Here is a 25,148-nt window from a genome sequence, read left to right on the forward strand (position 1 = left end):
ATTACCTCTCATCGAATGCATCTTCGATAGCAGACATCACTGGTTTCGCAGCGTATTCGATTACACGGCGTGAGCCCGTTTTCACGTCGGCAGTAAACTCCATATAAGGTGATAACTTGTATTGAGTACCTCCTCGTTCAAGAAAGTTTTGGTCAATTTCAATCTCTGCCAAATAGAATTCAGCGTCTTCTTCTTCATAGGATGAACGGCTGATTGAGGCGATGGTTCCCTCAACAAATCCGTATTTGGCGAAGTTATAAGTGTCCATTTTTACTTTCACTGCTTGGCCAATCTCAACAAAACCCATGTCTTTACGTGGGATCTTTGCTTCGCCGTGTAACGAGTTATTGATTGGTGCAATATCAGCGATACTTTCGCCTGGCGGTATTACCGCAGAGCGGAAGTTGAAGTGAAGTTTGTCGACCACACCATCCACTGGTGAGTAGACAATAAGGCGGTCAACCTTGTCAGAATGCTGCGGTTGTAAGATGCGTTTTAGCTTAAGGTCTTTATTCACTTGAATGATTTGCGCTTGATATTCAGAGTTACGATTCTCAACCAAATCTCGGTGTTGCTTTTCCAATTTGTCGAGTTGGAAACGTTCATTCATCACTGACTCATCAAGGTTTTCAATCTCACGAACCATATTGGATTCTTGTACTTTCATATTGAGAACGTCGACATAAGAGGCCATTTCTTCTTTGTAGAGTGTGTTTTTGATATTGAGTTGTTTACGAATCAAGGAAAGCTGATTTTCTGAACTCTTGCGGCGTTTCAACATAGAACTGATGAGGGAATTCTTGTGCTTAATATCGTGCGTGATGAGCTCCTCATTTGAGCGGTTCTTAGAGAACTCTTGTCGCCACGTGTTCATGTTGGTCTGTACTTGTTCTGGATACTGTTCAATGAAAGTGGCGAAATTGGGTTCTACCATGTCACGCAAACTTTCATAACGGATCTTGTCGAGCTCAAGCTGAACGATCTCCGTGTTCACGGTATCGAGCTGAGTATTACGGTCGAGTGAGCGGATTCGCGCGATAGGTTGGCCTTCATAAACGACTTCACCTTTTCTCACTAATAACTCTTCTAAAATCCCGCCTTCTAGATGTTGAACCTTCTCAACATCAGACTCTAATAGCAGTTCGCCACGTACAGAAACAACAATGTCGATACGTGCCTGTGACGCCACGGCAATCGCAACCAAAGCAAGTAGGAATATGATGAGCAAGGTTTTATGAACGCTAGTCATAGCACTCGCAAGTACGATGGTGTCATCCGCTGTGACCTTAGACGCCTCGTTGTTCGATACGAGTGCTTTTCTGAGGTGATGCTCTATTTGGTTATTGCTCATGACCTACCTCGATGACTTCTCATCAACCACAGCCTTAATCTCCAACAGGTGATTGATTTGTCGATTGACGTTTTGTAGTTCAGTTTTCACATCCTCTAAAAGCTCTTCCGGAGCAGGGAACTCGTGTTTACTTAAATGTTCCAATTTGGCGATTTTAGGCGGTAGGTCTTGGTCACACAGCAAGGTTAAGATGGCCTTCAGTTTTTTTGAGTAGTTGTTGAGTTCGTCAAAACGATTACCCTTATGAAGCGTTTCTATGTTCATTGCTGCGTCTGAAAAGTCCTTATAAAAATCGCCTAATAACAATTGCAGCCCTTTGTGGTTGTTGTCGATTGAACGCAACAAATTCGTCATGTCTATCATCATTCCACTGCCTTAATTGCTTTAATCACAATAACTAAGGATCTTTAAAGACAGTTTTCAAATTTTTTTTGATTCTTTATGCGCAAAAATAAAAATATGAAAAATGTTGTATAAAAACTTGGTTTTCCAAAATGGTGTCCTTTAATGCCTCTAAATACGATCAGTTAGCTAGTAGCAACGGAGGCTGTAATGGCAGGCGAAAATAACCAAAACAACCAAAATGAAGATCTAAATGACGCGGTAGAACAAACGGATGTGAGCGACGCCGGTACGGCCTCCCAAGAGCAGGAGCAGCAAAACCAACAGAATACGATTGCATCGACAATAGCGACGGGCGCTGAAAATGTGGATGCGGCAGAAGAAGTTAACCAGGCTTTAGACGACAATCCGACTAGTGCTGGTAATACTGATGATGCCTCGGCTTCTGGCGCGGCTGTTCAAGAAGAAACGACAGAAAGCAGTAGTGATTCAGATGCTGCACTATCTAACGTGGTTGATGGTACACCAACAGAGGCTAGTGCAGATGATGCCACAGCAGGTAGTGGTGACGCAGGAGCGGGGGCTCAAGCAGTTGGTGGTGAAAGTACAGAAGCTTCAGATGGCGGTGCAAGCGCCGAAGGTAATGAGGTTCAAGGGCAGGCCGCAACTACATCTGCAGCACCGAGTGCGACATCTTCTGAATCAGAGGAGCAACAAGGCGTTGATGATCTCGATTCACAAACAATAGAAGAGACATTTGCGGTTGATGTTCAAGCTTCTGATGAAGAGACCATCAGCGAAGTAGAAGACGGCTTTGATTCTGAAACGGTAAGCGAAACGTTCCAAATTAAAGTTGACGCAGAAAACGATGCAGCCGAAGTGGCTAATTTAGAACTCGATGTTGAAGAAGATGGCACATTAACATTTACTGATGCTGATTTACTAGTGGGTGCGACCGACATTGATGGCGATGACCTATCTATCGGTGAGGTGACATACTCGGGAACGGATGGTGTATTTACAAACAATGGTGATGGTACTTACTCCTTTGCACCGAATGAGAACTTCAATGGCGATGTAAGCCTCGACTTTACGGTCACGGATGGAACGGAGCCAGTTTCTGCTAATGTTAATATTACCGTTACAGAAGTGAACGATCCACCGGTTGCGGGTTCAACCAGTTACTCGATTAGTGAAGATGAAGTGATTAATTTCACTGAAGCGCAGTTACTGGCTCAATCGAGTGATGTGGAAGGCGATGTTAGCCTAGACAGTGTGACGTACACGGGCACTGACGGCATCTTAACGGCGAATGACGACGGTACTTACAGCTTTGCACCGAATGAGAACTTCAACGGTGGTGTGAGTCTAACGGTTGTGGTTGCCGATGAAGATGGTGAGAAAGTCTCGACGACGGCTGAAGTGGATGTGAAGCCGGTTAATGATGCGCCAGTAAGTGGTGATTTGGCTTACACGGTCAATGAAGACGCATCGATTACCTTGAGCCAAGCCCAATTGTTGGGACAAGCGACCGATGTGGAAAGTGATGACCTAACGGCAGCGAACTTGTCTGTTGGTGGTAACGCGACGGTAACGGCAAACGATGACGGCAGCTTCACAATTACACCGGATGCGAATTTCAATGGCGACATTGATATCTCCTTCGACCTAACGGATGGCACTGATACGGTGACCGCGACGGCAGACCTAACGGTCAATCCGATGAGCGACCCAACGGTGGTGAGTGATGTTAGTTACAGCATTGATGAAGATGGCACATTAACGTTCACCGATGCGCAACTTCTGGCGGGTGCGTCAGATGCGGATGGTGAGACTTTAACGGTTGATTCAGTGACTTATTCGGGAACGGATGGTGTCTTCACTGATAATGGTGACGGTACTTACAGTTTCGCGCCGAATGAGAACTTCAATGGCGAAGTGGACCTAAGCTTCTCCGTGACAACTGGCTCAGAATCGGTGGATGCGACCATTGGTGTGACGGTTGACGCGGTGAACGATGCGCCATTGGCGGGCAGCACGTCTTACACGGTAAATGAAGATAACTCGATCACTATCAGTAATGAGCAGATACTTGCAAATTCGTCAGATATTGATGGCGATGACATTAGTGTGAGTAGCGTAACTTACGGTGGCTCTGATGGTGTGTTTACGACCAACGATGATGGCACGTATACATTCGCGCCAAATGAGAACTTCAACGGTGATGTGAGCTTCAACGTTGTTATCCGTGATGAGGACGGAGAAACCGCATCAACGACAGCGGGCCTAACCGTTGTTGAAGTGAACGATCCACCGGTTGCGGGCTCAACCAGTTACTCCATTAATGAAGATGAAGTGATTAACTTTACTGAAGCGCAGTTACTGGCTCAATCGAGTGATGTGGAAGGTGATGTTAGCATTGATTTTGTAACGTATAGTGGAACGGATGGCATACTCAGAGCAAACGATGATGGTACATTTACGTTTGCGCCGAATGAGAACTTCAATGGTAACGTAAGCTTAGATATTGTGGTATCAGATGAAGATGGTGTCACAGCATCGACGACAGCAGAAGTTGAGGTTGTTGCTGTCAACGATGTGCCGGTATCGAGTGATTTGGCGTACACCGTTAATGAAGATAACTCTATTACGTTAAGTCAAGAGCAATTACTTGCTCAAGCTTCGGATGCTGAAGGTGACGATCTAACGGCTTCGAACGTACAGGCGGGTGCTAATGCATCGTTGGTAGAGAATGCGGATGGCAGTTTCACCATCACACCTAACGAGGGTTACAGTGGCGATGTTGCATTGACCTTTGATATCAGTGACGGTACCGATGCAGTTGAGACGAATATTGCTCTAACGGTCAATCCAGTTGCCGACTTGGAAACTGATGAAGATGTCGCACTGGACTTCACACGAGATGAGCTGCTAGAAAAAGCTGGGCTCGACCCAGAAGACACAACGATAGGTGATATTGTTTTCTCTGGCGTTAATGTCACGGTTGCTGAAAATGATGATGGTAGCTTTACCGTTACCCCGGATGCTGATTTCCATGGTGATGCTGAGGTTAGCTATAGCGTACAAGATACTGATGGTAATGTACTGACTGAATTAAATTTGGATCTGTTGGTTAACGCAGTCAATGATGCACCGGACGCTGGTGACGAGATTAATGTCTCGGCAACAGAAGATGTAGCAGCAACCGCTCTATTTGAGGCATCTATACGTCTTGATGCACAGCCGGAGCATGGTGTTGTTGAAATGAATGTTGATGGAGAGTGGGTGTCTTTAGAGGCCGGTGTCAATGTTGCACCGGATACTGAAGTGCGCTTTGTTCCTAACGAAGATTCACTGTTCACAGCGGAGGCGGGTAAGTCAGAAGCACAGCACTTTCAAAATGATCAACTGGAGGATTGGGGGACGGTCATTGATGATCATACCATTCAATCGGTCACTGATGATCTGACGATCACGTTCACTGCCAATAATACCACTTTCGATACTGATAACCACACTCACAAGTTCTTTAAAGGGCTAAGCGATGCAGACGCTCCTAAGTGGAGTAATGTTGATTCAGGTTTTGAAGGGGATGAGAGCCTTTCTATTGCATTTGATGGACAAGAGATTAATGAGGTAGATCTCTTGTTGAATGGTTTGGATTGGCAGTTCTCAGACAAGTGGGGGGACCGAAATGACGTTGAAATTTTGGTCTACAACACTGACGGTGAGTTGATAGAGACCACTCAAAATGATGTTCCTTGGTCTGGTTATGGAGACAATACTGCTAGCTTTACAGTGACGGCAAATGAGCCAATTGGACACGTTGAGGTTGGCGTCGCTGATGATAAAGAAGTGGGTATTTATGGTGGCTTTACATTACTTGGTGTAACGGCAAAATATGTACCAGAAACGACCTTACAGTTCACCTCCGTATCAGAAAATGGCACTGAAGTCACTGAAGACATCACAATCAACCCACACAGTGATGATTTTGATGGGGTCGACCTGTCAGAGCAATTAACTGACCTAGTTGATAATAATACAGCGGACGGGACGTTAGATGGCACATACCTATTTACGAAAGCGGACTTGTTGGCACAAGCGTCGGATGTAGATGGAGATGACCTTGATATTACGGACCTAGCGCTTGTCGGCGATGATGCCACTTTGGTCGATAACGAAGATGGCACCTGGACATTGACACCGAGTGAGAACTTTAATGGTGAGGTTCAGTTAACGTATAACGTCACTGATGGAGAGTTAGTGGATTCAAACACCATTAACGTTAACTTTGCGGCTGTTAATGATACGACAGAGGTTGAAGATCAAAACTTCACGTTAGAAGAAGACGGTACGTTAACTTTCACAGATGCTGATTTATTGGCGGGTGCGACCGACATTGATGGAGACGATCTGTCTATCAGTGATGTGAGTTACGCAGGTACAGACGGCGTCTTCACTGATAATGGTGATGGCACTTACTCGTTTGCACCGAATGAGAACTTCAATGGTGATGTAAGCCTCAACTTTACGGTAACCGATGGTACCGAGCCAGTTGATGCGAATATGAATGTGACGGTGACAGAAGTAAACGATGCACCGGTCGCGGGTTCAACCAGTTACTCAGTGAATGAAGATGAAGTGATTAACTTCACTGAAGCGCAGTTACTGGCTCAATCGAGTGATGTGGAAGGCGATGTCAGCCTAGACAGTGTGACGTACAAGGGTACTGACGGCATCTTAACGGCGAATGATGACGGTACTTACAGCTTTGCTCCGAATGAGAACTTCAACGGTGGTGTGAGCTTAACGGTTGTGGTTGCCGATGAAGATGGTGAGAAAGTATCGACGACAGCTGAAGTGGATGTGAAGCCGATTAATGATGCTCCGGTTGCAGGCAGCACGTCTTACACAGTGAATGAAGATAACTCGATCACCATCAGTAACGAGCAGTTGTTAGCGAACTCCTCGGATGTAGAAGGTGATGTGTCGGTAAGTACGGTAACTTACGGTGGCTCTGATGGTGTGTTTACGACTAACGATGATGGCACGTATACGTTTGCACCGAATGAGAACTTCAACGGTGATGTGAGCTTCAATGTAGTAATCCAAGATGAGGATGGAGAAACTGCATCAACGACAGCGGGTCTAACCGTCGTAGAAGTGAACGATCCACCGGTTGCGGGTTCAACCAGTTACTCCATTAATGAAGATGAAGTGATTAACTTCACTGAAGCGCAGTTACTGGCTCAATCGAATGATGTGGAAGGCGATGTTAGCCTAGACAGTGTAACGTACACGGGTACTGACGGTATCTTAACGGCAAATGACGACGGTACTTACAGCTTTGCACCGAATGAGAACTTCAACGGTGGTGTGAGTCTAACGGTTGTGGTTGCCGATGAAGATGGTGAGAAAGTATCGACGACGGCTGAAGTAGATGTGAAGCCGGTTAATGATGCGCCAGTAAGTGGTGATTTGGCTTACACGGTCAATGAAGACGCATCGATTACCTTGAGCCAAGCCCAATTGTTGGCACAAGCGACCGATGTGGAAAGCGATGACCTAACGGCAGCGAACTTGTCTGTTGGTGGTAACGCGACGGTAACGGCAAACGATGACGGCAGCTTCACAATTACACCGGATGCGAATTTCAATGGCGACATTGATATCTCCTTCGACCTAACGGATGGCACTGATACGGTGACCGCAACGGCAGACCTAACGGTTAATCCGATGAGCGACCCAACAGTGGTGAGTGACGTTAGTTACACCATTGATGAAGATGGCACATTAACGTTTACCGATGCGCAACTTCTGGCGGGAGCGTCAGATGCCGATGGTGAAACGCTATCGATTGACTCCGTGACTTACACTGGAACGGATGGTGTTTTAACAAACAACAATGACGGTACTTACAGCTTTGAGCCGAATGAGAACTTCAATGGCGAAGTGGACCTAAGCTTCTCCGTGACAACTGGCTCAGAAACGGTGGATGCCACCATTGGTGTGACGGTTGACGCGGTGAATGATACGCCATTGGCGGGCAGCACGTCTTACACGGTGAATGAAGATAACTCGATCACCATCAGTAACGAGCAGTTGTTAGCGAACTCCTCGGATGTAGAAGGTGATGTGTCGGTAAGTACCGTAACTTACGGGGGCTCTGATGGTGTGTTTACGACTAACGATGATGGCACGTACACGTTTGCACCGAATGAGAACTTCAATGGCGATGTAAGCTTCAATGTTGTAGTCGCAGATGAGGACGGAGAAACTGCATCAACGACAGCGGGTCTAACCGTTGTAGAAGTGAATGATCCACCAGTTGCGGGTTCAACCAGTTACTCCATTAATGAAGATGAAGTGATTAACTTCACTGAAGCGCAGTTACTGGCTCAATCGAGTGATGTGGAAGGCGATGTCAGCCTAGACAGTGTGACGTACACGGGCACTGACGGCATCTTAACGGCGAATGATGACGGTACTTACAGCTTTGCACCGAATGAGAACTTCAACGGTGGTGTGAGCTTAACGGTTGTGGTTGCCGATGAAGATGGTGAGAAAGTATCGACGACAGCTGAAGTGGATGTGAAGCCGGTTAATGATGCGCCAGTGAGCGGTGATTTGGCTTACACGGTCAATGAAGATACGTCGATTACCTTGAGCCAAGCACAATTGTTGGCACAAGCGACAGATGTGGAAGGCGATGACCTAACGGCAGCGAACTTGTCTGTTGGCGGTAATGCGACAGTGACGGCAAACGATGACGGCAGCTTCACTATTACGCCGGATGCGAATTTCAATGGTGACATTGATATCTCGTTCGACCTAACGGACGGTACCGATACAGTGACCGCGACGGCAGACCTAACGGTCAATCCGATGAGCGATCCAACGGTGGTGAGTGATGTTAGTTACACCATTGATGAAGATGGCTCATTAACATTCACCGATGCGCAACTTCTGGCGGGTGCGTCAGACGCCGATGGTGAAACGCTGTCGATTGACTCCGTGACTTACACAGGAACGGATGGTGTTTTAACAAACAACAATGACGGTACTTACAGCTTTGAGCCGAATGAGAACTTCAATGGCGAAGTGGACCTAAGCTTCTCCGTGACAACTGGTTCCGAAACGGTGGATGCGACCATTGGTGTGACGGTTGATGCGGTGAACGATGCGCCATTGGCGGGCAGCACGTCTTACACGGTGAATGAAGATAACTCGATCACCATCAGTAACGAGCAGATACTTGCAAATTCGTCAGATATTGATGGCGATGACATTAGCGTGAGTACCGTCACTTACGGTGGCTCTGATGGCGTGTTTACGACCAACGATGATGGCACGTACACATTCGCGCCAAATGAGAACTTCAACGGTGATGTGAGCTTCAATGTTGTTATCCGTGATGAGGACGGAGAAACCGCATCCACGACAGCGGGCCTAACCGTTGTTGAAGTGAACGATCCACCGGTTGCGGGCTCAACCAGTTACTCCATTAATGAAGATGAAGTGATTAACTTCACGGAGGCGCAGTTACTGGCTCAATCGAGTGACGTGGAAGGCGATGTCAGCCTAGACAGTGTGACGTACACGGGTACTGACGGCATCTTAACGGCGAATGACGACGGTACTTACAGCTTTGCTCCGAATGAGGACTTCAATGGTGGTGTGAGCTTAACGGTTGTGGTTGCCGATGAAGATGGTGAGAAAGTATCGACGACGGCTGAAGTGGATGTGAAGCCGGTTAATGATGCGCCAGTAAGTGGTGATTTGGCTTACACGGTCAATGAAGACGCATCGATTACCTTGAGCCAAGCCCAATTGTTGGGACAAGCGACCGATGTGGAAACCGATGACCTAACGGCAGCGAACTTGTCTGTTGGTGGTAACGCGACGGTAACGGCAAACGATGACGGCAGCTTCACAATTACACCGGATGCGAATTTCAATGGCGACATTGATATCTCCTTCGACCTAACGGATGGCACTGATACGGTGACCGCAACGGCAGACCTAACGGTTAATCCGATGAGCGACCCAACAGTGGTGAGTGATGTTAGTTACACCATTGATGAAGATGGCTCATTAACGTTCACCGATGCGCAACTTCTGGCGGGTGCGTCAGACGCCGATGGTGAAACGCTGTCGATTGACTCCGTGACTTACACAGGAACGGATGGTGTTTTAACAAACAACAATGACGGTACTTACAGCTTTGAGCCGAATGAGAACTTCAATGGCGAAGTGGACCTAAGCTTCTCCGTGACAACTGGCTCAGAAACGGTGGATGCCACCATTGGTGTGACGGTTGACGCGGTGAATGATACGCCATTGGCGGGCAGCACGTCTTACACGGTGAATGAAGATAACTCGATCACCATCAGTAACGAGCAGTTGTTAGCGAACTCCTCGGATGTAGAAGGTGATGTGTCGGTAAGTACCGTAACTTACGGTGGCTCTGATGGTGTGTTTACGACTAACGATGATGGCACGTACACGTTTGCACCGAATGAGAACTTCAATGGCGATGTAAGCTTCAATGTTGTAGTCGCAGATGAGGACGGAGAAACTGCATCAACGACAGCGGGTCTAACCGTTGTAGAAGTGAATGATCCACCAGTTGCGGGTTCAACCAGTTACTCCATTAATGAAGATGAAGTGATTAACTTCACTGAAGCGCAGTTATTGGCGCAATCGAGCGACGTGGAAGGTGAGGTCAGCCTAGACAGTGTGACATACACGGGCACTGACGGCATTTTTATTTCAAATAGTGATGGTACGTTTACGTTTGCGCCGAATGAGAACTTCAATGGTAACGTAAGCTTAAATATTGTGGTATCGGATGAAGATGGTGTAACAGCGTCGACGACAGCAGAAGTTGAGGTTGTTGCTGTCAACGATGCGCCAGTATCCAGTGATTTGGCGTACACCATTAATGAAGATAACTCTATTACGTTAAGCCAAGAGCAATTACTGGCACAGGCGACGGATGTAGAAGGTGATGACCTAACGGCTGCAAACGTACAGGTTGGTGCAAATGCATCGGTGGAAGAGAATGATGATGGCAGTTTCACCATCACACCTAACGAGGGTTACAGTGGCGATGTTGCATTGACCTTTGATATCAGTGACGGTACCGATGCAGTTGAGACGAATATTGCTCTAACGGTCAACCCAGTTGCCGACTTGGAAACCGATGAAGATGTCGCACTGGACTTCACACGAGATGAGCTGCTAGAAAAAGCTGGGCTCGACCCAGAAGACGCAACGATAGGTGATATTGTTTTCTCTGGTGTTAATGTCACGGTTGCTGAGAATGATGATGGTAGCTTTACCATTACCCCGGATGCAGATTTCCATGGTGATGCTGAGGTTAGCTATAACGTACAAGATACCGATGGTAATGTACTGACTGAATTAAATTTGGATCTGTTGGTTAACGCAGTCAATGATGCACCGGACGCCGGAGACGAGATTAATGTCTCAGCAACAGAAGATATGGCAGCAACCGCTCTATTTGAGGAATCTATACGTCTTGATGCTCAACCGGAGCATGGTGTTGTTGAAATGAATGTTGATGGAGAGTGGGTCTCTCTAGAGGCAGGTGTCAATGTTGCGCCGGATACTGAAGTGCGTTTTGTACCCAATGAAGATGCAATAATTACAACGACTTTAGGGACTCAAGAAGTAGGTGATGCTGTAAGCATGGCTGATTGGGGAGAATTAATTGACTCGCAAACTATCCATCATAGTACAGATGACTTAACTGTAACATTAACCGCAAATAACACAGACTTTAAGGCAACTGACTTTAGAGGCACTTATGATGATGGTTTAGGAGACTCTGATAGATATGGTCCTGAACATGGGTTCAAAAATAATGAGTCGATTACTGTTGAATTCGATGGAAAAGGTGTCCATGAAGTTAACCTGACGTTAAATGGGCTTGATAATAGCTTTATTTCAAGTAATGAAGTTGAAATATTAGCTTACAACCTCGAAGGGAATTTGATCCAAACGGTTCAAGAAAACGTTAATGTCGGCGGTTTTAGTGATTCTGATGGTTCTTTTTCTGTTCAAACAGACGAACCTATTGCAAGAGTTGAAATAGGTGTAGCGGATGGTTCCTCATTACATGGGTTTCAACTATTTAATTTGTCGGTGAAGCATATCCCAGAGACAACGCTATCATTCACTTCAGTGGCTAGTGATGGTAATGAAGTTAGTGATGAATTTGTGGTTAATGATTATGATTTGACTGCGCAGTTGACGAACCTAGTTGATAGTAATACGGCAGACGGGACGTCAGATGGCACATATCTATTTACGAAAGCGGACTTGTTGGCACAAGCGTTGGACGTAGATGGAGATGACCTTGATATTACTGACCTAGCGCTTGTCGGCGATGATGCCACTTTGGTCGATAACGAAGATGGCACTTGGACATTGACACCGAGTGAGAACTTTAATGGTGAGGTTCAGTTAACATATAACGTCACTGACGGAGAGTTAGTGGATTCAAACACCATTAACGTTAACTTTGCGGCTGTTAATGATACGACAGAGGTTGAAGATCAAAACTTCACGTTAGAAGAAGACGGTACGTTGACCTTCACGGATGCCGATTTACTAGCGGGTGCGACCGACATTGATGGCGACGACCTGTCTATTAGTGAGGTGACTTACTCGGGTACAGACGGTGTTTTCACTGATAATGGTGATGGGACTTACTCGTTTGCACCGAATGAGAACTTCAACGGTGATGTAAGCTTCGACTTTACGGTGACAGATGGTACTGAACCCGTTGCAGCCAATATGAATGTGACTGTGACAGAAGTGAACGATCCACCGGTTGCGGGTTCAACCAGTTACTCCATTAATGAAGATGAAGTGATTAACTTCACTGAAGCGCAGTTACTGGCGCAATCAAGTGACGTGGAAGGTGAGGTCAGCCTAGACAGTGTGACGTACACGGGCACTGACGGTATCTTAACGTCGAATGACGACGGCACCTACAGCTTTGCACCGAATGAAAACTTCAACGGTGGTGTGAGTCTAACGGTTGTGGTTGCCGATGAAGACGGTGAGAAAGTCTCGACAACGGCCGACGTGGATGTGAAGGCGGTTAATGATGCGCCAGTGAGCGGTGATTTGGCTTACACGGTCAACGAAGATGCGTCGATTACCTTGAGCCAAGCCCAATTATTGGCACAAGCGACCGATGTTGAAAGCGATGACCTAACGGCAGCGAACTTATCTGTTAGCGGTAATGCAACGGTGACGGCTAACGATGACGGCAGCTTCACAATTACACCAGAGGCCGACTTCAATGGTGACATTGATATCTCCTTCGACCTAACGGACGGCACCGATACGGTGACCGCTAAGGCAGACCTAACGGTCAATCCGATGAGTGACCCAACGGTGGTGAGCGATGTTAGCTACACCATTGATGAAGATGGCACCTTATCGTTTACCGATACCCAACTGCTTGCGGGTGCAGCCGACGTGGATGGTGAGACTTTAACAGTCGATTCAGTGACTTATTCAGGAACGGATGGTGTCTTCACTGATAATGGTGACGGTACTTACAGTTTCGCGCCGAATGAGAACTTCAATGGCGAAGTGGACCTTAGCTTCTCAGTGACTACTGGTTCGGAAACGGTAGACGCCACCATTGGTGTGACGGTCGATGCGGTGAACGATACGCCATTGGCGGGTAGCACGTCTTATACCGTGAATGAAGATCACTCGATCACCATCAGTAACGCTCAGTTGTTAGCTAACTCGTCAGATATTGATGGTGATGATATTAGCGTGAGTACCGTCACTTACGGTGGCTCTGATGGTGTGTTTACAACCAACGATGATGGTACGTATACGTTTGCACCGAATGAGAACTTCAACGGTGATGTGAGCTTCAATGTTGTCATCCGTGATGAGGACGGAGAAACGGCGTCAGCGACAGCGGGCCTAACCGTTGTAGAAGTGAACGATCCACCAGTTGCGGGCTCAACCAGTTACTCCATTAATGAAGATGAAGTGATTAACTTCACTGAAGCGCAGTTATTGGTTCAATCGAGCGACGTGGAAGGCGAGGTCAGCCTAGACAGTGTGACGTACACGGGCACTGACGGCATCTTAACGGCGAATGACGACGGCACCTACAGCTTTGCACCGAATGAGAACTTCAATGGTGGCGTGAGCTTAACGGTTGTGGTTGCCGATGAAGATGGTGAGAAAGTATCGACGACAGCTGAAGTGGATGTGAAGCCGGTTAATGATGCGCCAGTGAGCGGTGATTTGGCTTACACGGTCAACGAAGATGCGTCGATTACCTTGAGCCAAGCACAATTGTTGGCACAAGCGACAGATGTGGAAGGCGATGACCTAACGGCAGCGAACTTGTCTGTCGGTGGTAACGCGACAGTGACGGCAAATGATGACGGCAGCTTCACTATTACGCCGGATGCGGACTTCAATGGCGACATTGATATCTCCTTCGACCTAACGGACGGCACCGATACGGTGACCGCGACGGCTGACTTAACGGTGAATCCGATGAGTGACCCAACGGTGGTGAGCGATGTTAGCTACACCATTGATGAAGATGGCACCTTATCGTTTACCGATACCCAACTGCTTGCGGGTGCATCCGACGCGGATGGTGAGACTTTAACAGTCGATTCAGTGACTTATTCGGGAACGGATGGTGTCTTCACTGATAATGGTGACGGTACTTACAGTTTCGCGCCGAATGAGAACTTCAATGGCGAAGTGGACCTAAGCTTCTCAGTGACTACTGGTTCGGAAACGGTAGACGCCACCATTGGTGTGACGGTCGATGCGGTGAACGATACGCCATTGGCGGGTAGCACGTCTTATACCGTGAATGAAGATCACTCGATCACCATCAGTAACGCTCAGTTGTTAGCTAACTCGTCAGATATTGATGGTGATGATATTAGCGTGAGTACCGTTACTTACGGTGGCTCTGATGGTGTGTTTACAACCAACGATGATGGTACGTATACGTTTGCACCGAATGAGAACTTCAACGGTGATGTGAGCTTCAATGTTGTCATCCGTGATGAGGACGGAGAAACGGCGTCAACGACAGCGGGCCTAACCGTTGTAGAAGTGAACGATCCACCGGTCGCGGGTTCAACCAGTTACTCCATTAATGAAGATGAAGTGATTAACTTCACTGAAGCGCAGTTACTGGCTCAATCGAGTGATGTGGAAGGCGATGTCAGCCTAGACAGTGTGACGTACACGGGCACTGACGGCATCTTAACGGCGAATGATGACGGTACTTACAGCTTTGCACCGAATGAGAACTTCAACGGTGGTGTGAGTCTAACGGTTGTGGTTGCCGATGAAGATGGTGAGAAAGTATCGACGACGGCTGAAGTGGATGTGGAGCCGGTTAATGATGCGCCAGTAAGTGGTGATTTGGCTTACACGGTCAATGAAGACGCATCGATTACCTTGAGCCAAGCCCAATTGTTGGGACAAGCGACCGATGTGGAAACCGATGACCTAACGGCAGCGAACTTGTCTGTTGGTGGTAACGCGACGGTAACGGCAAACGATGACGGCAGCTTCACAATTACGCCGGATGCGAATTTCAATGGCGACATTGATATCTCCTTCGACCTAACGGATGGCACTGATACGGTGACCGCTACGGCTGACTTAACCGTTAATCCAGTTAATGATGCACCTCAGTCGACTTCTCTTACTATAGAGGGTACCGAAGATACAACTATTGTTATCACTCAAGAAATGTTGTTGGCAAACGCTTCTGATATTGATAATGCCAATGGTGAGCTGTCCGCTTCGGATCTTGTTATTGACGAGCAGTATGGTGCATTAATTGATAACGGTGATGACACTTGGTCGTTTACACCAGCTCAAGATCTAAATGGCGAAATACCAATGTCATTTAATGTGAGCGACGGTGAGTTAACTACATCGGTTGATGGAAAGCTTGACCTAGAAGCGACTAATGATGCTCCAGAGGCCCCAACCATTCAGATGCAAGGTGAAGAAGATGTCGTGATGGTCATTGACCCAGCGTACATCGCGGATCAAGTGACGGACCTTGATGGTGATGAGATCAGCATCGAAAGCATTACGGTTCGAGCTCCTGCAAACGCAACCTTAACTCAGCAACCAGACGGCATGTATCACTTAGTCACTACTCAAGACTTTAATGGCTTAGTAGAACTAGGGTATCAAGCAACCGATGGCGAAGAAGTGGTAGATGGCTCGCTGAACGTAGACGTTATTCCAGTTAACGATGCGCCGTTCAATGTCGGTAACGCAATGATGACGACAGACGAAGATGGCGCGTTCACCTTCGATGCTGGTGACTTAATGAATCTGTTCGGTGACATTGATACCGCTGACCTTGTTGTTTCACGCATTATCACTGCAGACGGTGAAGATGGCGGTGAAGTCACTGACAATGGTGATGGCACTTGGACATTCACACCAACGGGCGACTTTGCAGGCGTTTCTGACCTACAAGTTGTGGTGAGTGATGGTGAGTTTGAAACGGTTCTAGATGTTCCTGTGTACGTTCGTCCTGTTGCGGATGGCGCGGTGATTACAACCGACCATGACGGTCCGCTTGTCTTCGGTGAAGATGAAACAGGTCACCTAGGATTGAACGTTGGCTTAGTCGATGATTCAGAAACCCTAAGTAACTTAGTGATGACTGGTTTCCCTGTTGGTTTTGAAGTGACTGATGGTGTGAACACCGTCATGATCACTGAACCGGGTCAATACATTGACTTGTTCGACTGGGATATCTCAAACATTCAAATGACGCCTCCTGAAGACTTCCACGGCGAGTTCTTCGTAACCGTAAGTGCAACCACTGTCGATTACGGAGATGAGCCAGAAGCGTTCGAAGATGGCATCGATTCTGGTGACTTTGAAACGGTAGCGGGTGATTCCATCATTCTTACCGCAGACGACCTAATTGGGTTGGCTGAGAATGTCGATGCAGACAGTGAAGATGAAGTGAAACTGGTTCATCTTGCAGACCGCAGTCATGGCGAGATTGTCGATAATGGCGATGGCACCTGGACGTTCACACCTGCACCGGGCTTTACTGGCGAAGCAGACATTGCTTACGTAGTCGATAAAGATGGCGTGCTTCATGATGAGCAAACTGGCGTGGTCGTGAAAGAGGGCGACTCACAAGAGAATGCAGCACCAGAAGTTAACAGCATCACAACTACCGAAATCGCAGCGGACGCTACCTTGTCGTTCACTGACGAAGACATGTTAGCGAACCTGAGCGATGCAGAAGGCGATAGCTTGAGCATTGAGTCAGTGAGCTTGATAGAAGGTCAGGGCGTGATAGAGAGCGATAACCAAGGCAATTATCAATTCACACCTGCTGAAGATTACACCGGCGATGTTCAAGTTGGATTTATAGCGACCGATGGCGAAAACCGCATTGAAAGCTTCTTCAACGTAGATATCCAAGGTGGCGATGAAGCAGCAGCGAGTGAAGGCTATGCCTTAACGGATGATGGTTCATTAGCTATCACAGAGTCTCAGCTAGTGGCTGAATTGGGCGTTAGCGATACAGCACAAGTTGTTAGTGTTGCAGACGCGAACGATGCAGGCTTCTTCGCTGAATCTGGTGAAGGCGAATGGACATACTGGCCAAACGAAGACTTCGACGGCAACTTAGTGATGAATGTCGATGTTAACGATGGTGGTGAAGTATCGAGCCATAGCTTGAGCATCCAAGTAGCCGATGATTCAGCACAGAGTGATGAACCACAAGTACAAGCCGCTCAAGCAACGGAAGAGCAGCAAGTGGAAGTGGCACAACAAGCTGATGACCAATTTCAAGACAGTGACACGGAAGCTGAAGACAGCGTTGCTGACGTGACAGCGGCTCCGGGAGATACCATCTCTATTTCGATTCCAGATGAGGTGAGTGGTAACGAATCGGTTGATTACGCTGAAATGTCTGGCTTACCTGAAGGTTCTACTGTGAGCAACGCACTGGACAATGGTGATGGTAGCTTCACAATCAGCGGCAACTTAGATCAGTCGGTATCGGTTGAACTTCCTGAGGGTTACGAAGGTACTAGCGAGATCCAATTCCAAGGTTACGATGAATTGGGTAGTTCAATAGACGGTGCTAGTGGCTCTGTTGAAGTTGAGGTTGATGATCAATATGCCATGCAAGGTTCTACTCAAGATCAGCAACCAGACATGGCCGGTATGGAATCTGGTGGTAGTGATTGGACAAGTGCGGGTGGTCAAGACCAAGGTGTTGACTTCACGGACGACTCTGGAAGCTTCGATTCAGACTCTCAAACTGGAACCGATCAGGGCAACGACTTCGATCAAAGCTCAATCTAACCGGAAAGGTTGGGGGCGTTTGAGCCAATACAAAGATAGGGCAGCGTAATGTACCCTCATAAAAGCCATGCAGAGCGAGCTTTGCGTGGCTTTTATATTTGTACTGTATTGATCGTTACTTTCTTTGAAAAATTACTGTCAAAAACTGGGCATTACAACTTGTGAACCAATAAAAATGTCCTTAATTATTAGAAGAGTCGGTTAAAAGGAGGGGCGACATGTATCGATATGTCAGTTCATCACAAGCATCCAAGTACATCGTGCCACCACCTCAATATAGAGAGTTGTCGAGTGTGGATGTGCCTGAATCTGAATTGGAGATACGAGAAATTCTAAATAATTGGATTGCCGATGGTTTAGCACCGATTATTCAAAATGAAGATGATTATATTTCTACCAGCGATCAAGTTCGATTTGAGAAACTCAGTCGCACGGTTGGAATGTTATTGAGGAACAAAGATTATTACTTCGCAGCCAAGCGCATTTTGTCTGTGTGGGATCAAGACTGCCTTGAAACTACCTACGTCAATTACCTCATTCTGCGCAGCGAACATACTACTTCGTGGAGGCAGTAAATACGCCTGTGTGGTTCTTAGGTTCTTAAAGCCTGTTTAGCTAGCAAAACAGATCTCTAACTTGCATACTTCTTACCATTCTAGCATTTCAAGAAAACCAACAAAAAGGGCAAGCTTGAAAGCTCACCCTTATGATTGTTCTTTAAATGTCTAATCTAGCTATTTAGCGTTCTAGCCGATCAGTTTTGTTTGCTTAATTTCATAACTTCATAACTTAGCGACTTCTTAGTTACTTAGACCCAACCATCGAATTTAAGTCGCTTTTGAATTCTCTCGACGGCTTCTTTCTGCATCTGTCTAACTCGCTCATTCGACACATTCACATCCAACATTTGTCCAACCTCGGATAACGTTTTTACTTTGTTGTCGAAGAAGCCGAAACGATGAATGAGCACCTTCTGCAACTTTGGTGGCAGTGTGTTGATGATCTCTTCAAGCGCGTGTGTGAATGATTGATCTTCACAGTCTTGTTGAGGGTCGGGGATGTATTCGCTTTCGCATTGTTCTAACACGAGCGGAGCATGGCTGATGCCTACTGTTGTTGTTACGTCAATAAACCCGCTTAATGCGACCAGTTGATCGACACGCTCAGCTTTTACGCCAGAGCTGTTCGATAGCTCAGAGATTGAGACCTCTTTGCTCATCTTTTTGCTGACATCGAGTTTCTTTGAGGCAAGGCTATTAATCTCTTTACAGACATGAGCAGGTAAGCGGACAGTACGTCCTTTGTTCATTAAAGCGGCTTCAATGTTTTCACGAATCCACCAAACGGCATAGGTCGAAAAACGATAACCAGGTTCTGGATCGTATTTATCAATCGCCTTAATGAGACCAATATTGCCTTCTTCGATAAGGTCTAGCAGCGTGAAGTTGTTGCCTTTACGCTTTAGGTAACTTTTCGCGATTTTTACAACAAGTCGCAAGTTGGATTCGATCATTACGTCGCGCGCTTGTTTATCTCCCGCACGATTTAATTTCGCGTAATAAAGTTCATCTTCACGCGACAACAGATCAATGCCCACAATATCCTTTAGATAGTGAGCATAAGGTTCTGCGTTGGCAGAAAATGATTCTTTAATGGGTGTGTCATCCGTGAGCCCCTGAAACGCAGCAAAACTGTCATTGTTCATTTACTTGTCCTTATCTAGCCGACTGAACGTTTTATTTTATTATTATGCCACCAAGTGATTAACGCTTGGTTTCATTAGAGTGTAGATAACACTTTCTCCTTTACCAATAAATAAAATGCAATTTCATATGTTTTCGTCACAAAAGCATCTACAAATATTTAACTAAGTTGCATCTTATTAAGAGGGGCGTTATTTCAACTAAAACATGAGGATGCATGGTTTATAAAGCATGTGTTATACATCGGTATATGTAGATAAGTTGAGTGAATTTATAGGTGTGAGTTAGCTATATAATTGGTAGGGAAAATGAGACGAAAATGGCAAGAGTCGAGGTTCCATGTTTCCAAAGTTCCTCAGCTCTCAGACCTGTTCTGTGGATATTGACCGCTATACAAAGCTTAAAAAGCGATGCTTGAAAGCTCAATGTATAGACTAGTAAGTGGCAAGTACTTCGTCGATTTGCTGATTGATGATCTTCACCTCGCTGTAGATAACGGAAAGATCGTCGTCTTGTGGCGCAAGTTTATTAAGTGTGTTTTGTTCGACTCTTTCTAAGGCCACAGTAGCAGTTTCTTCGCCAAAGCTGGCTAATATGCCTTTCAAGGTATGCACAGTGAAATGAAGCTTGCCCCAATCTTGTTGTTGTACTAATTCTTCTATCTCTTCGAGTGAATTGCCATGGTCTTCTTGGTAAGTCGACAGCACAGCGTAAATCACTTCTCTGTCATTATCTAAGTAGGCATTTAAAGCATCAAAATCTAGCATATAGACTCCTGTCGGCTGCTTGTTGAGAATGGGCTAGGTGGCTTAGTGGAAAAACCATACCTTGATGAATCACTGATCCATTGGTTCCATCTTGGTGGAAGTTCTAGTTGTGTCAGTTCTTCTACGTATTCGTCGCTAAGGTTTACCTCTATGTGAGCGTTATTGACGGCATATAGATAGTCAAGTTTAGCGGCGACTGAATAAGGGTAATTGTGAATGTAATCTTTTAATTCTTGGATCGACCCCGAATTTCCGATATTGATGCAAGTGGACGGGTCGGCTTTGTTTGACGCCAGTTGTTCTTGTACTGGCTCACCACGAGATTTGAGGCATTCCGCTACAAGGTGGTACAACGAATATTCGCCAAAGTGACTAAGCAGAGGCAACAGTTGAGCTAGCAGCGAAGTCGGTTGGTTGAAAAAATGATTCGATAACAGCTTGGTTGCTCGTATCACTTTCTTGTGGGCTACCAATGGGCTGTTTTCTATCAGCAATATACTACTTTGGAACAGGGCAAGGCTGGCTAAAACTTGTTGCTGTAGCTTTGCGGGGAGCTTTAAATTCACCAACTCCGTGAATTGGTTGGCGTGCTCAAGCAACATACGTTTGTTACTTGTTTGAGTTTCTCGTTGGTAAGTCGCTTTTAAAGAGTCGTAGTGCGTGCCTATCGAATTAATCACATCAATATCAGCAGACGAAATGTGGGTTGCGTACATTTCCCCAAGCTTAATCAACATGTGCGTGTTGTCGACGTTCTCGGCCAAGTCGATCGCTCTGATTGCGCGATGGCTGATGCTCGGCGTCATTTCAAATGCTCGTATCGCTAGCTTAAGCGCAGGCAGTAACATCTTATGTTTTTCGTAGATACAGCTTAAGCAATCAATCACGTTTAGTGACAGTGGTTGAACAATCAAGTAATTGTGCAGTTTCTCTATCGCTAGGTTCGGTTTGCCTAAGCTGTCTAAAATCAATGCCTCTGCAACTAACTTTGTCGGGTGCATTTTTGTTTTCGAAGTCGTGAGGACATTTGAAAGCAAGTCCCACTTTTTACCTGCGATTAAGTGCTCGATCAGTGTCGCTTCGAATTGTACGTTCACTTGGTTACTAGGAATCGCTAGCGCCTGTTTCAGCACTTCAGGTGTGTTAATCGGGTAGAGGCGGTTTAGCTGATCAATTTGCTGAGATTCGAACACTGCGTTTTGGATTTTCTTACCCAACGACTGTGTATGAATCGGTTTAGAAATGAAATGATGCGCTTCGCCGGATAGGGCGGTTAGAACTGTTTCCTGACGCATATCACCGGAAAGTAGAATCGTAGCAACCGTATGATCAATAAGTCGATTTCGGTAAAGAATGCCCAACAACTCAAACCCCGTAAAGGATTGCTCTAAGTGGTAATCAATGAGGAGTACATGAAAAGAGTGCGTCTCGACCGCTTTTATGGCTTGTCGATAATCGGTTGCAATAAAGATGCAGTCGCGCGAAATACCAAGGCTCGCCAATTGTTGCTTGATAAGTATCGTTGCACTTTTAGAGTCGTCGACAATCAAAACCCGTAGGTCTGGTGGTAAGGTCAAATCCATTTTCCTCAATACCAAATGTTATTTTTAATTTAGGTGTCAGGTTGCACATTGTCAAGGTGTCGAGTTCACATGTAAATACTCAATAAACTATTGGTAATTAAAGAGTATTCGACAAGATTTATGAAACTCATTCTACGGTTAGTGTTTTAACTGCAATTTTGTGCGGTTATGCAGGCTTCACACGTAAAAAAGAGGTAAGCCGTTAAAGCTTACCTCTGTGTGCTCTTATTCAAGTTTTCTTTGATATTCAGATTTGAGCTATGAGCATTACTTTTGAAGTAACGTCTCGCAGCGTTCTCTAGCTCTAATCACGCATATTCAGAATTAATACAGCGGCTAACGCTAAGAATGCCGTCATCATCAAGAACACATCGTTATAGGCCATGATAGCGGCGTCACGTTGCATTGTTCCTAACAGGCTAGCTTGCGCTTGTTGCATCGCTGTCGCGGCATCACTGCCTGATTGGATGAAGAACGCTTGATGATCTTTGAGTGTTTGCCAACCAAGTTGACTCACTGAAGGTAGCGACTCTTTGATATGGGCAAGATGCTCACGAGTTTTGTTATCCAGTAGCGTAGCGATAATCGCAATACTGAACGCACCACCTAGGTTGCGCATTACGTTGGTTAAAGTCGAAGCATCCGGAGTGTCCATTTTGCTGATGTTCTTCATGGCAACCAAAGACAACGGAACCATAATAAACGGGCTGCCAATAGCGCGCAGAAGCATAGATAAAATCAACTGCTGACCACCAAAATCAATCGTCATGTGGGTGTTTACGTAACAACTGAAACCAAACATCGCGAAGCCAAAGGTCACCAAGTATTTGGGCTTAATGATTTGGGTCAGTTTAGGCACGATTGGAAATATTAGTAGCTGAGGAAAACCCATCCACATCAGAACTTCGCCAATCTCCACCGCGTTATATTGCTGAATTTGCGTTAAATACAGCGGCAATACATAGATAGATCCGAGCAACGCCATCCCTAAAATCAGATAGGCGATACAAGACATCGCAAACTGCGGTTCTCGCAATAACCGCAAATTCACCAGTGGCTTCTTGTGTTGCAACTCGTTTATCACGAAGTAAACCAAACTGACCGCAGACACAATACTCAAGCCAACGATAAAGCTTGAGCTAAACCATTCCTCACGGTTGCCTTCTTCTAACACGACTTCCAAACAACCTAAACCTAGTGCCATGGTTACGATGCCGAACCAGTCGGCTTTTTTCAACGTACCAAGGTCGAGTTTTTCATCGTCCAAGCCATATCGAATCATGGTGCTCACGAGCAGAGCAGGCGGAATATTGATGTAGAAAATATAGTGCCACGAGAAGTTCTCGGTCAACCAACCACCAAACGTTGGGCCAATAGACGGAGCAAACGTCGCGGTAACACCAAACAGCGCCATGCCGACAGCGCGTTTGTTAATAGGCAATAGTTGAATAACCAAGGAGAACGCGAGTGGGATTAATGCACCACCACTAAAACCTTGCATCGCACGGAACACGATCATCGACGTCATGTTCCACGAGAAAGAACACAGCAGAGATGAAATGGTAAAGATTGCCGTGGTCCATGTGAGATAACGGCGTTTACCGAGCGCTTTTGAAAGCCAACCACTGAGTGGAATAGCGATCATCTCTGCGACTAGGTAAGAGGTCGAAATCCACGAACTTTCATCCAAGGTTGCAGACAAGGCACCTTGAATATCTTTAAGAGAGGAGTTGGTGATCTGAATATCCAAGATCGCCATGAACGCACCAATCAAACCGCCGAATAAGGCGATCCAATGGCGAGTTGATACTTTGTCCTCATCATGAGTTGAGGTGATAACACCAGCGCTGCTCATGGTCTAGCCTCGTTTATCGATGGTCGCAACCACAGACAAACCAGGAAGCAATCGACCTTTTAACTCTTGCTGATCTGGAATGGTGATTTTCACAGGGACACGTTGAACGATTTTGGTGAAGTTACCGGTTGCATTCTCAGGTGGCAGCAGCGCGAACTTAGCACCAGTAGCAGGGGAGAAGCTGTCTACCACGCCTTCAAGTGGCTGGCCTGGAAAGGCGTCTAACTCGACTTCAACGGTTTGACCTTTGTGAATACCACTAAGTTGTGTCTCTTTGAAGTTTGCTTCAATCCACACTTGGTTGTTAGGCACTAGACTCATAAGCGGAGCACCGGCTTGAATCAATAAACCTTCGCGCACACTGCGTTTACCAATGACGCCGTCTGTAGGTGCGTAGACTTTGGTGTAATCAAGGTTGAGTTGTGCTTGATCTTGTTGTGCTTGCGCTTCTGTTACTGAGGCTTTGGCTTGCTCAATTTCGCTCGCAATAACGATCAGTTGGTCATTGGTAGCGACCAGGTTGGCTTTCGCTTCTTCTAAGTCAGCAAGGGTCACTTTTTGTTGAGCAACCATGCTATCGACTTCATCTTGAGAAGCGTAATTGCGTTTTAACAAGCTGCGAGAGCGCTGTACTTGTTGGATCGCACGTTCATACTCTGCTTCGGCAGAATCTACGCCACTTTCTGCTTGGTTAATTTTGCTACGTTGTAACGTCTGTTGGGCGATTAAGTTCTTTACGTCGGATTGTACGACGGATAAATGGGCATTAGCTTGAGCAAGGGCAGCTTGGTAATTACGGTCATCAATTTGAACCAATAAGTCGCCTTCTTTCACCGATTGGTTATCACTCACGTAAGACTTAACAATATAGCCAGACACTTTAGGACTAATATTGGTGATGTCGCCTTGTAGGTAGGCGTTATCGGTCGATTCAAAATACTGGCCGTAGCCATACCAATATCCAGCGCCAGCTAAACCCAATGACAGCATGATCGCAGTAGCAATAAGCGGTGCTTTTTTACGTTTTTTTGTGCTTACTGATTGCGAAGCGTTGTTGTTCTCTGTCATTTCTATTTTCTCATTTTGTTTTTATTTAGATGTAACGAATTGTAAATGAATTCGATTGATTGATAAGAT

General features: G+C 46.2%; 9 protein-coding genes. 2 read left to right on the top strand and 7 right to left on the bottom strand.

What is annotated here, in order from left to right:
* Position 1: 1 nt before the first annotated feature.
* The gene (locus tag L0992_16355) at positions 2 to 1,351 is read right to left on the bottom strand and encodes an HlyD family type I secretion periplasmic adaptor subunit (protein XGB69619.1); all 1,350 of its coding nucleotides are present in this window, start codon (positions 1,349 to 1,351) and stop codon (positions 2 to 4) included.
* A 3-nt stretch (positions 1,352 to 1,354) separates the two neighbouring features.
* Positions 1,355 to 1,717, bottom strand: a complete 363-nt coding sequence (locus L0992_16360; GenBank protein ID XGB69620.1) for a hypothetical protein — start codon at positions 1,715 to 1,717, stop codon at positions 1,355 to 1,357.
* Between the two features lie 186 nt (positions 1,718 to 1,903).
* On the opposite strand from L0992_16360, the gene L0992_16365 reads away from it, so the two are divergent.
* The gene (locus tag L0992_16365) at positions 1,904 to 18,103 is read left to right on the top strand and encodes a tandem-95 repeat protein (protein XGB69621.1); all 16,200 of its coding nucleotides are present in this window, start codon (positions 1,904 to 1,906) and stop codon (positions 18,101 to 18,103) included.
* Positions 18,104 to 18,321: 218 nt separating this feature from the next.
* Positions 18,322 to 18,678, top strand: coding sequence for a hypothetical protein (locus tag L0992_16370; GenBank protein ID XGB69622.1), 357 nt, complete (start codon positions 18,322 to 18,324; stop codon positions 18,676 to 18,678).
* Positions 18,679 to 18,911: 233 nt separating this feature from the next.
* On the opposite strand, the gene L0992_16375 is transcribed toward L0992_16370, so the two are convergent.
* The 5 genes from L0992_16375 to L0992_16395 all read right to left on the bottom strand — a co-directional run bounded on the left by L0992_16375 (position 18,912) and on the right by L0992_16395 (position 25,079).
* Positions 18,912 to 19,808 carry a sigma-70 family RNA polymerase sigma factor gene (locus L0992_16375; protein ID XGB69623.1) on the bottom strand — a complete coding sequence of 299 codons (897 nt, stop codon included), beginning with the start codon at positions 19,806 to 19,808 and terminating at the stop codon, positions 18,912 to 18,914.
* Positions 19,809 to 20,240: 432 nt separating this feature from the next.
* A complete protein-coding gene (locus tag L0992_16380) occupies positions 20,241 to 20,573 on the bottom strand; it encodes an Hpt domain-containing protein (GenBank protein ID XGB69624.1) in 333 nt (110 codons plus the stop codon).
* The gene (locus tag L0992_16385) at positions 20,567 to 22,156 is read right to left on the bottom strand and encodes a response regulator (GenBank protein ID XGB69625.1); all 1,590 of its coding nucleotides are present in this window, start codon (positions 22,154 to 22,156) and stop codon (positions 20,567 to 20,569) included. Before L0992_16385 ends, L0992_16380 begins: the two co-directional genes overlap by 7 nt.
* Before the next feature lie 304 nt (positions 22,157 to 22,460).
* The gene (locus L0992_16390; GenBank protein XGB69626.1) at positions 22,461 to 24,011 is read right to left on the bottom strand and encodes a DHA2 family efflux MFS transporter permease subunit; all 1,551 of its coding nucleotides are present in this window, start codon (positions 24,009 to 24,011) and stop codon (positions 22,461 to 22,463) included.
* Between the two features lie 3 nt (positions 24,012 to 24,014).
* On the bottom strand, positions 24,015 to 25,079 hold the full coding sequence (locus tag L0992_16395) for an HlyD family secretion protein (GenBank protein ID XGB69627.1): 1,065 nt from the start codon (positions 25,077 to 25,079) through the stop codon (positions 24,015 to 24,017).
* Positions 25,080 to 25,148 lie beyond the last annotated feature (69 nt).

This window comes from Vibrio pomeroyi, assembly GCA_041879425.1.
GTDB classification, from domain to species: Bacteria; Pseudomonadota; Gammaproteobacteria; order Enterobacterales; family Vibrionaceae; genus Vibrio; species Vibrio pomeroyi_A.